The sequence below is a fragment of the Pseudomonas sp. c313 genome (assembly GCF_055407145.1).
In genome coordinates, this window is sequence record NZ_JBUZRD010000001.1 from 277,355 (window position 1) to 290,135 (window position 12,781).

12 protein-coding genes are annotated in these 12,781 nt (G+C 59.0%); 9 read left to right on the forward strand and 3 right to left on the reverse strand.

All coding sequences use genetic code 11. The features are described 5' to 3' along the window. Positions 1-55 precede the first annotated feature (55 nt). A complete protein-coding gene (gene purT, locus ACZRKZ_RS01370; protein WP_463968154.1) occupies positions 56-1,237 on the forward strand; it encodes a formate-dependent phosphoribosylglycinamide formyltransferase in 1,182 nt (393 codons plus the stop codon). A gap of 42 nt (positions 1,238-1,279) precedes the next feature. On the opposite strand, the gene ACZRKZ_RS01375 is transcribed toward purT, so the two are convergent. The 3 genes from ACZRKZ_RS01375 to ACZRKZ_RS01385 all read right to left on the reverse strand — a co-directional run bounded on the left by ACZRKZ_RS01375 (position 1,280) and on the right by ACZRKZ_RS01385 (position 5,550). Beyond that, positions 1,280-2,590, reverse strand: coding sequence for an MFS transporter (locus ACZRKZ_RS01375; RefSeq protein ID WP_463980496.1), 1,311 nt, complete (start codon positions 2,588-2,590; stop codon positions 1,280-1,282). Between the two features lie 887 nt (positions 2,591-3,477). After that, a complete protein-coding gene (locus ACZRKZ_RS01380) occupies positions 3,478-4,725 on the reverse strand; it encodes a transporter associated domain-containing protein (RefSeq protein WP_463980497.1) in 1,248 nt (415 codons plus the stop codon). Positions 4,726-4,737: 12 nt separating this feature from the next. Next, on the reverse strand, positions 4,738-5,550 hold the full coding sequence (locus ACZRKZ_RS01385) for a cytochrome c biogenesis protein CcsA (RefSeq protein ID WP_133102128.1): 813 nt from the start codon (positions 5,548-5,550) through the stop codon (positions 4,738-4,740). 219 nt (positions 5,551-5,769) lie between these two features. Between ACZRKZ_RS01385 and ffh the strand changes: the two genes are divergently transcribed. The 8 genes from ffh (at position 5,770) to ACZRKZ_RS01425 (ending at position 12,703) form a co-directional block, all read left to right on the forward strand. After that, positions 5,770-7,146, forward strand: coding sequence for a signal recognition particle protein (gene ffh, locus ACZRKZ_RS01390; protein ID WP_463968157.1), 1,377 nt, complete (start codon positions 5,770-5,772; stop codon positions 7,144-7,146). A 250-nt stretch (positions 7,147-7,396) separates the two neighbouring features. Then, positions 7,397-7,648 (forward strand): 30S ribosomal protein S16, encoded by a 252-nt coding sequence (rpsP, locus tag ACZRKZ_RS01395; protein ID WP_025854836.1) that lies wholly within the window; start codon positions 7,397-7,399, stop codon positions 7,646-7,648. 5 nt (positions 7,649-7,653) lie between these two features. Next, positions 7,654-8,190 (forward strand): ribosome maturation factor RimM, encoded by a 537-nt coding sequence (rimM, locus tag ACZRKZ_RS01400; protein WP_133102130.1) that lies wholly within the window; start codon positions 7,654-7,656, stop codon positions 8,188-8,190. After that, entirely contained in the window at positions 8,172-8,945 is a 774-nt protein-coding gene (gene trmD, locus ACZRKZ_RS01405) for a tRNA (guanosine(37)-N1)-methyltransferase TrmD (RefSeq protein WP_178114431.1), read from the forward strand. Before rimM ends, trmD begins: the two co-directional genes overlap by 19 nt. A 45-nt stretch (positions 8,946-8,990) precedes the next feature. Further along, positions 8,991-9,341 carry a 50S ribosomal protein L19 gene (gene rplS, locus ACZRKZ_RS01410; protein WP_063322826.1) on the forward strand — a complete coding sequence of 117 codons (351 nt, stop codon included), beginning with the start codon at positions 8,991-8,993 and terminating at the stop codon, positions 9,339-9,341. Positions 9,342-9,488: 147 nt separating this feature from the next. Next, positions 9,489-10,385 (forward strand): site-specific tyrosine recombinase XerD, encoded by an 897-nt coding sequence (gene xerD, locus ACZRKZ_RS01415; RefSeq protein ID WP_463968158.1) that lies wholly within the window; start codon positions 9,489-9,491, stop codon positions 10,383-10,385. Between the two features lie 153 nt (positions 10,386-10,538). Beyond that, a complete protein-coding gene (gene dsbC / locus ACZRKZ_RS01420; protein WP_463980498.1) occupies positions 10,539-11,270 on the forward strand; it encodes a bifunctional protein-disulfide isomerase/oxidoreductase DsbC in 732 nt (243 codons plus the stop codon). 128 nt (positions 11,271-11,398) lie between these two features. Continuing rightward, complete coding sequence (locus tag ACZRKZ_RS01425; protein ID WP_463980499.1) at positions 11,399-12,703, forward strand: homoserine dehydrogenase; 1,305 nt, start codon at positions 11,399-11,401, stop codon at positions 12,701-12,703. The last annotated feature ends 78 nt before the right edge of the window (positions 12,704-12,781 follow it).

A 12,781-nucleotide genomic window follows, 5' to 3' on the forward strand; every position in this document is an offset into this window, starting at 1 on the left:
GTTCATGTAAAATGCCGGCCTTTCCCCCCATGATCCGCTCCCCTGAGGACCTGAGATGACCCGAATCGGAACTCCATTGTCGCCAACCGCGACCCGCGTTTTGCTGTGTGGCTGCGGTGAACTGGGCAAGGAAGTGGTAATCGAACTGCAGCGCCTGGGCGTTGAAGTGATTGCCGTGGATCGCTACGCCAATGCGCCAGCGATGCAGGTTGCCCATCGCAGCCACGTCATCAATATGCTCGACGGCGCGGCCCTGCGTGCAGTGATCGAAGCGGAAAAGCCGCACTTTATCGTGCCGGAAATCGAGGCCATCGCCACCGCCACCCTGGTGGAGCTGGAAGCTGAAGGCTTCACCGTGATCCCCACCGCGCGTGCGGCGCTGCTGACCATGAACCGCGAAGGCATCCGTCGCCTGGCCGCTGAAGAACTGGACCTGCCGACTTCGCCTTACCACTTCGCTGACACTGTAGAAGACTACCGCAAGGCCGTCGAAGACCTTGGCTTCCCATGCGTGGTGAAGCCGGTGATGAGTTCGTCGGGTAAAGGCCAGAGCCTGCTGCGCAGTGCCGATGACGTGCAGAAAGCCTGGGACTATGCCCAGGAAGGTGGCCGTGCCGGCAAAGGTCGGGTGATCATCGAAGGCTTTATCGACTTCGACTACGAAATTACCCTGCTGACCGTGCGTCACGTTGGCGGCACCACCTTCTGCGCGCCGGTTGGTCACCGCCAGGAGAAGGGCGATTACCAGGAATCCTGGCAGCCCCAGGCCATGAGCCCGATTGCCCTGGCGGAATCCGAGCGTGTCGCTAAAGCCGTCACTGACGCCTTGGGTGGACGTGGTCTGTTTGGTGTTGAGTTGTTCATCAAGGGTGATCAGGTGTGGTTCAGCGAAGTGTCACCACGCCCGCACGACACCGGCTTGGTGACGTTGATTTCCCAGGACCTGTCGCAGTTTGCCCTGCATGCGCGGGCAATCCTCGGCTTGCCAATTCCGTTGATTCGTCAGTTTGGGCCTTCGGCCTCGGCGGTGATTCTGGTGGAAGGGCGGTCGACCCAGACGGCATTCTCCAACCTGGGTGCGGCGCTGAGTGAGCCGGATACCGCGCTACGTCTGTTCGGCAAACCAGAGGTTAATGGTCAGCGTCGCATGGGTGTGGCGTTGGCGCGGGATGAGTCGATCGAGGCTGCTCGGGCCAAGGCGACCCGAGCGTCACAGGCTGTTGTTGTAGAGCTGTAACTGCGGCGCAGCTATCGCGGGCTTGCCCGCGATAGCGATCTATTAGCCGATTCGATTCAAATCGTTATTGCGCGTCTCCTTCAGGCACAGCACAGCAATCAAGCTGATCACCGCTGCCGCCGACACATACCCGCCGACATAGCTCAAGCCACCCATTGCTACCAGCTTCTGGGCGAAGAACGGTGCCGCCGAAGCGCCGACAATCCCTCCCAGGTTATACGCCGCCGAAGCACCGGTATAACGCACGCGGGTCGGAAACAGTTCCGGCAACATCGCCCCCATCGGTGCGAAAGTCACACCCATCAGGAATAGCTCCAGGCACAGAAACAGCGCCACGGCCCAGGTTGAACCGTGAGTCATCAGGGGTTCCATGGTGAAGCCCGACAGGATGGTCAGCACTGCACCGACGATCAGTACCGGCTTGCGCCCATAACGGTCACTGGCCCAGGCGGCCAGTGGGGTCGCCGCGCCCATGAACAGCACGGCAAAGCACAGCAGGCCGAGGAAGGTTTCGCGGCTGTAACCCAGCGTGGTTACACCGTAACTCAGGGAAAACGCCGTAGTGATGTAGAACAGCGCATAACACACCACCATCGACGCAGCGCCCAGAAATACCGGCATCCCGTGTTGGCTGAACAGTTCCACCAGCGGCATTTTTACCGGCGCCTCTTTGGCCACGGCGTTGGCGAAGACCGGCGTTTCATGCAGTTTCAGGCGCGCATACAGGCCAACCATGACCAGCGCCGCGCTGAGCAGGAACGGAATACGCCAGCCCCAGCTGCGGAACTGCTCGTCGTTCAGGTTCATGGCCAGGATCAGGAATAAACCGTTGGCCGCCAGGAAGCCAATGGAGGGCCCCAGTTGCGGGAACATGCCGAACCAGGCGCGTTTGCCCTTCGGTGCATTCTCGGTGGCCAGCAGTGCCGCGCCACCCCATTCCCCGCCAAGGCCCAGGCCCTGACCGAAACGCAGCACGCAGAGCAGGATCGGTGCCCAGGCGCCGATGGAGTCGTAGCCGGGCAACAAGCCGATCAGCGTGGTGCAAACCCCCATCAACAGCAAGGAAGCGACCAGCGTCGACTTGCGGCCAATGCGGTCACCAAAGTGGCCGAACAGCGCCGAACCCAATGGCCGGGCGATAAAGGCAATGCCGAAGGTCAGAAATGATGCAAGCATCTGCGCCGTGCCGGACGTCTGCGGGAAGAACACGGGGCCGATCACCAGCGCAGCGGCGGTGGCATAGATATAGAAGTCGTAGAACTCGATGGCGGTGCCGACAATACTCGCGGTAGCGACTCGGGCGGTCGAGTTGGTCGGGGCGGCGGTCACAGCCTCGTTATAGGTGGTGCTCATTGAGGTATCCCTGACGGTCATTGCGCGTTTGGACGCGGATTATTATTGGTATTGCACCCATGGATCAGGGCAGTGCGCGGTCGGGCTGGGGCTTGGGTAAGCCGGTTCGATTATAGGAAGGGGGGTGCGGCGCAAACAAGCGCTGAAGTGTGGGAGCTGGCTTGCCTGCGATGGTTGTCTGTCAGCTCGCATCTTTGGCACTGTGGATATCTACACATTCTTGTGGACAGAGGATGGGGTGCAGATCCGTTATTTTGGTCAGGGCGGATTAGGGTTACGCCCTTACGGCGTGTCACTTTGCAAAAGCGGCAAAGTAACCAAAGCGCTCTTGCCCCACCACTTGGTGCCTCGCTTAGGCTCGGCATGCCTTCACTCCGGCATTGCTCCGTGGGCCGCCGCGATGGGCCATCCTTGGCCCAGCGCGGCTAAACCGGCGTCCTGCCGGTTTACCCACGGATCAATGCCTGCGTTCAGCCATCGTGGTTAACGGGGCGCCTTAGATCAAGATCAAAAGCACGGCGGCCTGGTAGCCGACCTGAGTGGTGAGAAGCAAGAGCAGATCCCATGCCCACTGCCCACTGTAGGAGCGAGCTTGCTCGCGATGGTCGTTAACGATGACGCTGGCATCCTGAATCACCGCGGTGCCCTCAGGTTCTTCGCGAGCAAGAACTAGGCGTCCCCCTCGCTCCTACAGAAAAGCGGATTGGCACTGGCGTTGCTCTGCTTTTGATCTGCCTGCCCATAAAACCAGAGGCCGAACGCAGGTGTTGTGCAGTGGGTAAACCGGCAAGGACGCCGGTTTAGCCGCGCTGGGCCAGGGACCGAAATAACGGATATGTACTCAATCGCCCCCTAGAACCTACAACTCCCACATCGACCGCGTTTCTTCAGGGAAGTGAAGCCGCCACCGGCACCAAGCCGGTATGCCAGATCAGTACCTTGCTCACCCGGTTGTCCTCGGTCTCCAGGGTTTCCAGGCGATAGCGGCCAATTTTCAGGCATACCGAGCAATCAGGAATGGTCTCCAACGCTTCAGTCACCAGCCCACTGAGGGTCTTCGGCCCGTCGCTGGGCAGGTGCCAGCCCAGGCTCTTGTTCAATTCGCGGATCGAGGCGGCGCCGTCGATCACGTAGCGGCCGTCCAGCTGTGGCTGGATGTGCGGGTTATCCACACTGTGCTCGCTTTCGAATTCGCCGACGATTTCTTCAAGAATATCTTCCAGGGTGACAATCCCCAGCACTTCGCCGTATTCGTCTACCACCATGCCCAGGCGACGCTGCTGTTTGTGGAAATTCAGCAGTTGCAGTTGCAGGGGCGTGCTTTCCGGGACGAAGTAGGGCTCATGACAAGCGGCCAGCAACGCCTCCTTGGTCAGGCTGGCGTCCGGCAGCAGGTGCTGGATCTGGCGGGTGTTGAGCACCGCCTCGACCTGATTGATGTCGCTGTGGAATATCGGCAGTCGGGTGCGCTGGGAGCTGCGCAGCTGTTCGATGATGTCTTCGATGGGGTCATCCAGGTTGATGCCGTCCACTTCACTGCGGGGCACAAGGATGTCATTGACTGTGATGCTATCCAGCGCGTGGATGCCCGAAAGGCCCGGCGTACGGCCATTGGGTACTTGCGGTTCCTGCTCGTCATCGTTATCTGGTTGTGGCTCGTCGCTTTTCTTGACTACGCCAGACTTGCGAGCGAAGGGCTTGAGCAGTAACAGGCTGGCGCCGTTGAGCAACCAGGCCAGTGGATAGAGGATTTTCAGCGGTACGCCCAACAACGTATTGCCAAAACCCAGCACCGCTTGTGGATAACGTGTGGCCAGGGCGCGAGGCAAGTAGTCGGCCAGCACCAGCAGCGCGGCGCTGGAGATCAGCCAGCCGAGCCAGGGACCATTATTGGCCCAGGCATAGATCGCCAGCAGGGTACAGAGGATCACCACCATGGCGCGGCACAGGGTATTGCAAAGAATCAGGCTGTTGCGCGGGAAGTTCAGCCGGGCTGCGGCCTTGTCGCCCTGGCGAGTGCCGGGGCGCTGGGCCAGCAAGTGGTGTTGCGCGGCCTCGATGGCGGTAAACAGCGCCGACCATAAAATCAGCAGGGTCACTACCGCGAGCATCGGCCCTAGGGGCAAGTTGTCCATGTTGGCTGCCCGTCAGATATGCAGGATGAATTCGCGGACCAGCTTGCTGCCGAAATACGCCAGCATCAGCAGGCAGAAACCGGCCAGGGTCCAGCGGATCGCCTTGTGCCCGCGCCAGCCGAGGCGGTTGCGGCCCCACAGCAGCACGCTGAACACCACCCAGGCCAGGCACGCCAGCAGGGTTTTGTGCACCAGATGCTGGGCAAACAGGTTTTCGACGAACAGCCAGCCGGAGATCAGTGACAGTGACAGCAAGGTCCAGCCGGCCCAAAGGAAGCCGAACAGCAGGCTTTCCATGGTTTGCAGCGGCGGGAAGTTCTTGATCAGCCCGGAAGGGTGCTTGTGCTTGAGTTGGTGATCCTGCAACAGCAGCAACAAGGCCTGGAACACTGCAATAGTGAACATGCCGTAGGCGAGGATCGACAGCAGGATATGCGCGAGGATACCCGGCTCCTCGTCGATCACCTGCACCGTGCCGGTGGGGGCGAACTGAGCCAGCAGCACCGTCAGCATCCCTAGGGGGAAGAGCAGCAACAGCAGGTTTTCCACCGGTATCCGCGCGCAGGCCAACAGGGTCAGGCCGATCACTGCGGCGCCGATCAGACTGGCGGCACTGAAAAAATCCAGGCCCAGGCCAACCGGCGTCAGCAGGTGGGTGAACAGGCTGGCAGCGTGGGCCAGCAGGGCGAGGACGCCAAGGCCTACGAGCAGGCGTTTGTCTGCCTTGGAGCCTTGGGCCAGACGAGTGCCCTGATAGAGGGTCGCAGCGGCATACAAGATAGCGGCGGCGAGACTGGGTAGTAAACTGGGTGACAAGGGGAGCATAAATCCTGTTAGGCAAGCCCGAAAGACGCCGAGTTTGGCATACACCTGCGTTCCACGAAAGGCTCCTGGGCCAGACAGCGGGTGTGCATGACGACAGTCTTCGCTATAATCCGCGACCTGCCCACGCCGCAGGCTCGCCTAGCGCTGTTTTTAATAGCGATTTATCACAGCCTGGGCCGCCATTACCTCGGTCTACCATAGGGCCTGAAAGGATCGCGCATGTTTGAAAACTTGACTGACCGTCTCTCGCAGACGCTGCGCCATGTCACCGGCAAGGCCAAGCTGACTGAGGACAATATTAAAGACACCCTGCGTGAAGTACGCATGGCGTTGCTGGAAGCCGACGTCGCCTTGCCTGTGGTCAAGGACTTCGTCAACGCAGTCAAGGAGCGTGCGGTCGGCACTGAAGTGTCCCGCAGCCTGACGCCGGGCCAGGCCTTTGTGAAGGTCGTCCAGGCCGAACTCGAAAGCTTGATGGGCGTGGCCAACGAAGATTTGAACCTCAGTGCCGTGCCTCCGGCCGTTGTGCTGATGGCCGGTTTGCAAGGTGCGGGTAAAACCACCACCGCCGGTAAACTCGCGCGCTTCCTTAAAGAGCGCAAGAAAAAGACAGTGATGCTGGTGTCGGCCGACGTTTACCGTCCGGCGGCCATCAAGCAATTGGAAATGCTCGCCGGCGAAGTAGGCGTGACCTTCTTCCCGTCCGACCTGAGCCAGAAGCCGGTTGATATCGCCCAGGCGGCTATTAAAGAAGCCAGGTTGAAATTCATCGACGTGGTTATCGTCGATACCGCCGGTCGCCTGCACATCGATGAAGAGATGATGGGCGAGATCAAGGCGCTGCATGCCGCGATCAACCCGGTGGAAACCCTGTTCGTGGTCGACGCCATGACCGGCCAGGACGCGGCCAACACCGCGAAGGCCTTCGGTGATGCACTGCCGCTGACCGGCGTGATCCTGACCAAGGTCGACGGCGATGCCCGTGGCGGTGCCGCGCTGTCGGTGCGTGCCATCACCGGCAAACCGATCAAGTTCATCGGTATGGGCGAGAAGAGCGAAGCGCTCGAACCATTTCACCCTGAGCGGATTGCCTCACGTATCCTCGGCATGGGCGACGTGCTCAGCCTGATCGAGCAGGCCGAACAGACCCTCGACAAGGACAAGGCCGACAAACTGGCCAAGAAGCTGAAGAAGGGTAAGGGCTTCGACCTCGAAGACTTCCGCGATCAGCTGCAACAGATGAAGAACATGGGTGGCCTCGGTGGCCTCATGGACAAGCTGCCGAATATCGGTGGCGTCAATCTGGCGCAAATGGGCAACGCCCAGGGCGCGGCAGAGAAGCAATTTAAACAGATGGAAGCCATCATCAATTCAATGACCCCGGCCGAGCGCCGCGACCCTGAGCTGATCAGCGGTTCGCGCAAACGTCGGATCGCCATGGGTTCCGGCACCCAGGTGCAGGACATCGGTCGCTTGATCAAGCAGCACAAGCAGATGCAGAAGATGATGAAGAAATTCTCCGCCAAGGGCGGAATGGCCAAAATGATGCGCGGCATGGGCGGAATGATGCCTGGTCGCGGCATGCCGAAAATGTAAAGAATTCGCGCAAGAGCTTGCTCTTGCTCCGACCCACAGGGATGTGGGATCTCCAGCAAACCCGCACGTGCGGGAGCTGACTGGCCGTTTTTAACGACGGCTCCATTGCAGATCTGAATGGCACGCCGACTAGGCGCCAGAAAAAGACATTTGCAAAAGTCCGGATATTCCTTAGAATATGCGGCCTTTCGGGCACCTATGCCCGCTGTGCATTTAGTTTTGCAGCACCGACTACAGGAACGATCTTCACATGCTAACAATCCGTCTTGCCCTCGGCGGCTCTAAAAAGCGCCCGTTTTACCACTTGACCGTAACCGACAGCCGCAACCCGCGCGACGGTTCGCACAAGGAACAGGTTGGTTTCTTCAACCCGATCGCTCGTGGTCAAGAAGTCCGTCTGTCCGTGAACCAAGAGCGCGTAGCCTACTGGCTGAGCGTTGGTGCACAGCCTTCTGAGCGTGTTGCTCAGTTGCTGAAGGATTCGGCTAAGGCTGCGGCCTGAGCAATATGAACGCGACGCCTGTTGTTGCTGATGATTTGATCGTTATCGGCAAGATTTACTCTGTTCACGGCGTTCGCGGCGAAGTAAAGGTGTACTCCTTTACTGATCCGACTGAAAACCTGTTGCAATACAAAACCTGGACGCTCAAGCGCGAAGGTAGCGTTAAGCAGGTTGAGCTGGTCAGCGGACGTGGGAACGACAAGTTCCTGGTCGCAAAGCTCAAGGATCTTGATGATCGTGAAGAAGCTCGTCTTCTGGCCGGTTACGAGATCTGTGTGCCGCGCAACCTGTTCCCTGAATTGACCGACGGCGAGTACTACTGGTACCAGCTGGAAGGTCTGAAGGTTATCGACCAACTCGGGCAATTGCTCGGGAAGATTGATCATCTTCTGGAAACCGGCGCCAATGATGTAGTGGTGGTCAAGCCTTGCGCTGGCAGCCTGGATGATCGCGAACGCCTGTTGCCCTATACCGAGCAATGCGTGTTGAGCGTCGACCTGGCAGCGGGCGAGATGAAGGTGGAATGGGACGCGGACTTCTAAGCGTGGCTAATTTGCGCGTAGAAGTGATCAGTTTGTTTCCCGAGATGTTTTCCGCCATCAGCGAGTACGGCATCACCAGTCGGGCGGTGAAACAGGGGCTCTTGCAGCTCACCTGTTGGAACCCGCGAGACTACACGACGGATCGACATCACACTGTAGATGATCGCCCATTTGGCGGTGGTCCGGGCATGGTGATGAAGATCAAGCCCCTGGAAGATGCTCTGGTTCAGGCCAAGGCAGCAGCCGGGGAGAAGGCGAAGGTAATTTACCTGTCCCCTCAAGGCCGTCAGCTGAATCAGTCGGCGGTACGCGAGTTGGCGAATCAGGCAAGCTTAATCCTGATTGCCGGTCGCTATGAAGGCATTGACGAGCGTTTTATTGAAGCTCATGTCGATGAAGAGTGGTCGATTGGAGACTATGTCCTGTCTGGCGGCGAGCTGCCGGCGATGGTCCTGATAGATGCGGTTACACGACTGCTGCCTGGAGCTTTAGGGCATGCGGACTCCGCGGAGGAAGATTCCTTCACGGATGGTTTGCTGGATTGCCCGCACTACACCCGACCGGAGGTGTATGCGGATCAGCGTGTTCCCGACGTATTGCTAAGTGGCAATCACGCACACATCCGGCGTTGGCGTTTACAGCAGTCCCTCGGGCGGACCTATGAACGACGCGCCGATCTTCTGGAAAGCCGCTCGCTTTCTGGAGAAGAGAAGAAGCTGCTCGAGGAATACATCCTCGGGCGGGACGATAGTTAACAACGTATCGATGGTAGATCCGACGATCTACCTTAGGAGCACAGCATGACTAACAAAATCATCCTTGCACTCGAAGCAGAGCAGATGACCAAAGAGATCCCTACCTTTGCCCCGGGCGACACTGTTGTCGTTCAGGTGAAAGTGAAGGAAGGCGACCGTTCGCGTCTGCAAGCGTTCGAAGGCGTGGTAATTGCCAAGCGTAACCGTGGTGTGAACAGTGCTTTCACTGTTCGTAAAATCTCCAACGGTGTTGGCGTAGAGCGTACTTTCCAGACCTACAGCCCGCAAATCGACAGCATGGCCGTTAAACGTCGCGGTGACGTACGTAAAGCCAAGCTGTACTACCTGCGTGACCTGTCCGGTAAAGCAGCTCGCATCAAGGAAAAACTGGCTTAAGTCCAGCTTCCCGATGCAGAAAAAAGCAGCCTTCGGGCTGCTTTTTTGTGCCCGCGATTTGAGCCCGGCCTTGGGGAAAAATCCGGGCAACTGCTACGCTGGGCGCGATAGGATCTACCACATCACATGAATCCCCACCGAGCCCTCATGCCCGCCATCGATCATCCCCTGATAGACCGTTTCCTCGATGCCCTCTGGCTGGAAAAAGGCCTGTCGGACAATACTCGTCAGGCCTACCGCAGCGATCTGGCCTTGTTCAACGGCTGGCTGCAGGAGAAAAACCTGGAGTTGATCAATGCCGGTCGCGAGCTGATCCTTGACCATCTGTCCTGGCGCTTGGAACAGAGCTACAAGCCGCGTTCCACCGCGCGATTCCTCTCCGGTGTGCGTGGCTTTTATCGTTATTTGTTGCGGGAAAAGCTGATTGCCGTCGATCCAACCCTGCAAGTTGATATGCCGCAACTGGGTAGGCCTTTGCCCAAGTCCCTATCAGAAGCTGACGTCGAAGCCCTGCTGGCGGCCCCCGACCTGAGCGAAACCATCGGCCAGCGTGATCGAGCCATGCTGGAGGTGCTGTATGCCTGCGGTCTGCGAGTTACCGAATTGATCAGCCTGACCCTGGAGCAGGTTAATTTGCGCCAGGGCGTACTGCGGGTGATGGGCAAGGGCAGCAAGGAGCGGTTGGTGCCCATGGGCGAAGAAGCCATCGTGTGGATCGAGCGCTACATGCGCGATGCCCGCAGCGAACTGCTTGGCGGGCGTCCCAGTGATGTGCTGTTCCCAAGCCAGCGCGGCGAGCAGATGACCCGCCAGACTTTCTGGTATCGCATCAAGCATCAGGCCAAGGTCGCCGGCATCAGTAAGTCGTTGTCGCCCCACACCTTGCGCCATGCTTTCGCTACCCATTTGCTCAACCACGGCGCGGATTTGCGGGTGGTACAGATGCTGCTGGGGCATAGCGATTTATCCACAACCCAGATCTACACCCATGTGGCCCGGGCGCGCTTGCAGGATATGCACGCCAAGCACCATCCTCGCGGGTGAAATAGCTTGCGCAAAAGACCAATTTACCTGCGACAGTCTGCCCCCCGGCCCAACTGTGGTAGGCTTTGCCGGTTCGCAAAGGGGACGGCCCAAACCCGTGTTTCCAGATCGGTATTCTTGCTCCCGTCCCAGCATCTGCCTTCAGGAGTTTCCATGCGTTTGACCCAGATTTTTGCCGCCGCAGCCATTGCGTTGGTATCAACCTTTGCCGTCGCCGATGACGCCGCCGAGAAGGCGATTCGTAAGAGTCTGGAAAGCCTCCAGCTCGAAACACCGGTGGAAAGTATTAGCGCCAGCCCCATGACCGGCCTGTATGAAGTCAAGCTCAAGGGCAGCCGCGTGCTGTACGCCAGTGGCGACGGCCAATACATCGTCCAGGGTTACCTGTTCCAGTTGAAAGACGGCAAGCCGGTCAACCTGACCGAGAAAGCCGAGCGCCTGGGTGTGTCCAAGTTGATCAACGCCATCCCGGTAGCGGAAACCGTGGTCTACCCGGCCATTGGCGAGACCAAGACTCACATCACCGTCTTCACCGACACCACCTGCCCGTACTGTCACAAGCTGCACGCCGAAGTGTCTGAGCTGAACAAGCTGGGTGTGGAAGTGCGTTATGTAGCGTTCCCGCGTCAGGGCCTAGGCTCGCCAGGCGACGAGCAGTTGCAAGCGGTCTGGTGTGCGGCTGACAAGAAAGCGGCCATGGACAAGATGGTCGACGGCAAGGAAATCAAGTCCGCCAAGTGCACCAACCCGGTTTCCAAACAGTTCGCCCTGGGCCAGTCCATTGGCGTGAACGGTACGCCGGCCATCGTTTTGGCTGACGGCCAGGTCATTCCGGGCTACCAGCCTGCACCACAAATCGCCAAACTGGCGCTGGGTGCAAAATAAACAGTATCGTCGAGCCTTTGACGATCATGCCCCGCCGACAGGTCGACGGGGCATTAATAGAGAGCCGCAGTTGTGCGGCTGTTTTTCACGGCCGACCTTGAGTCGGCCGTTTCATGGGGAGTTCTTCAGTGAAACCGGTCAAAGTAGGCATCTGTGGGTTAGGGACCGTCGGTGGCGGCACCTTGAACGTACTTCAGCGTAACGCCGAGGAAATTTCCCGCCGTGCAGGGCGTGGGATTGAAGTGGCGCAAATTGCCATGCGTACGCCAAAGCCCCAGTTCCAAACGACCGGTATTGCGATTACCAACGATGTCTTTGAAGTCGCCACCAACCCAGAAATCGATATCGTCATCGAGCTGGTGGGCGGTTACACCATCGCCCGTGAACTGGTGCTCAAGGCCATCGAAAACGGTAAGCACGTGGTCACCGCCAACAAGGCGCTGATCGCCGTGCACGGCAACGAGATCTTCGCCAAGGCCCGCGAGAAGGGTGTGATCGTCGCCTTCGAAGCAGCAGTCGCTGGCGGTATCCCGGTGATCAAGGCCATCCGTGAAGGCCTGTCGGCTAACCGCATCAACTGGGTCGCCGGGATCATCAACGGCACCGGTAACTTCATCCTTACCGAAATGCGCGAGAAGGGCCGTACCTTCGAAGACGTGCTGGCCGAAGCCCAGGTACTGGGTTATGCCGAAGCCGATCCGACCTTCGACGTCGAAGGCATCGACGCCGCCCACAAATTGACCATCCTGGCGTCCATTGCCTTTGGTATCCCGCTGCAGTTCGACAAGGCCTACACCGAAGGCATCACCAAGCTGACCACCGCTGACGTGAACTACGCCGAAGCCCTGGGCTACCGCATCAAGCACCTGGGCGTAGCGCGCAGCACTGCGGCCGGTATCGAGTTGCGTGTACACCCGACGCTGATTCCGGCCGATCGCCTGATCGCCAACGTCAATGGCGTGATGAACGCCGTGATGGTCAACGGTGACGCTGCCGGCTCGACCTTGTTCTACGGCGCTGGCGCCGGCATGGAGCCGACGGCTTCGTCGGTGATCGCCGACCTGGTGGACGTGGTTCGCGCCATGACCAGCGACCCGGAAAACCGCGTGCCGCACCTGGCCTTCCAGCCTGACTCGCTGTCGGCTCACCCGATCCTGCCGATCGAAGCCTGCGAAAGCTCCTACTACCTGCGCATCCAGGCCAAGGACCATCCGGGCGTGTTGGCCCAAGTGGCCAGCATCTTGTCGGAACGCGGCATCAACATTGAATCGATCATGCAGAAGGAAGTCGAAGAACACGACGGCCTGGTGCCCATGATTCTGCTGACCCACCGTGTGCTGGAACAGCACATGAACGATGCCATTACCGCGCTGGAAGCCCTGCAGGGCGTGGTTGGGCCGGTGGTGCGGATTCGCGTCGAACATCTTAATTAATGCAGCTGCAAGCTATCAGCTACAAGCTTCAAGTAAGAGCCGAGTCGCTCTAACTTGTAGCTTGCAGCTTGAGGCTTG

What these genes read in the sequence shown, in the direction of transcription:
- purT (WP_463968154.1), top strand. Translation starts at nt 56, where the DNA reads ATGACCCGAATCGGAACTCCATTGTCGCCAACCGCGACCCGCGTTTTG.
- ACZRKZ_RS01375 (WP_463980496.1), bottom strand. Translation starts at nt 2,590, where the DNA reads ATGAGCACCACCTATAACGAGGCTGTGACCGCCGCCCCGACCAACTCG.
- ACZRKZ_RS01380 (WP_463980497.1), bottom strand. Translation starts at nt 4,725, where the DNA reads ATGGACAACTTGCCCCTAGGGCCGATGCTCGCGGTAGTGACCCTGCTG.
- ACZRKZ_RS01385 (WP_133102128.1), bottom strand. Translation starts at nt 5,550, where the DNA reads ATGCTCCCCTTGTCACCCAGTTTACTACCCAGTCTCGCCGCCGCTATC.
- ffh (WP_463968157.1), top strand. Translation starts at nt 5,770, where the DNA reads ATGTTTGAAAACTTGACTGACCGTCTCTCGCAGACGCTGCGCCATGTC.
- rpsP (WP_025854836.1), top strand. Translation starts at nt 7,397, where the DNA reads ATGCTAACAATCCGTCTTGCCCTCGGCGGCTCTAAAAAGCGCCCGTTT.
- rimM (WP_133102130.1), top strand. Translation starts at nt 7,654, where the DNA reads ATGAACGCGACGCCTGTTGTTGCTGATGATTTGATCGTTATCGGCAAG.
- trmD (WP_178114431.1), top strand. Translation starts at nt 8,172, where the DNA reads ATGGGACGCGGACTTCTAAGCGTGGCTAATTTGCGCGTAGAAGTGATC.
- rplS (WP_063322826.1), top strand. Translation starts at nt 8,991, where the DNA reads ATGACTAACAAAATCATCCTTGCACTCGAAGCAGAGCAGATGACCAAA.
- xerD (WP_463968158.1), top strand. Translation starts at nt 9,489, where the DNA reads ATGCCCGCCATCGATCATCCCCTGATAGACCGTTTCCTCGATGCCCTC.
- dsbC (WP_463980498.1), top strand. Translation starts at nt 10,539, where the DNA reads ATGCGTTTGACCCAGATTTTTGCCGCCGCAGCCATTGCGTTGGTATCA.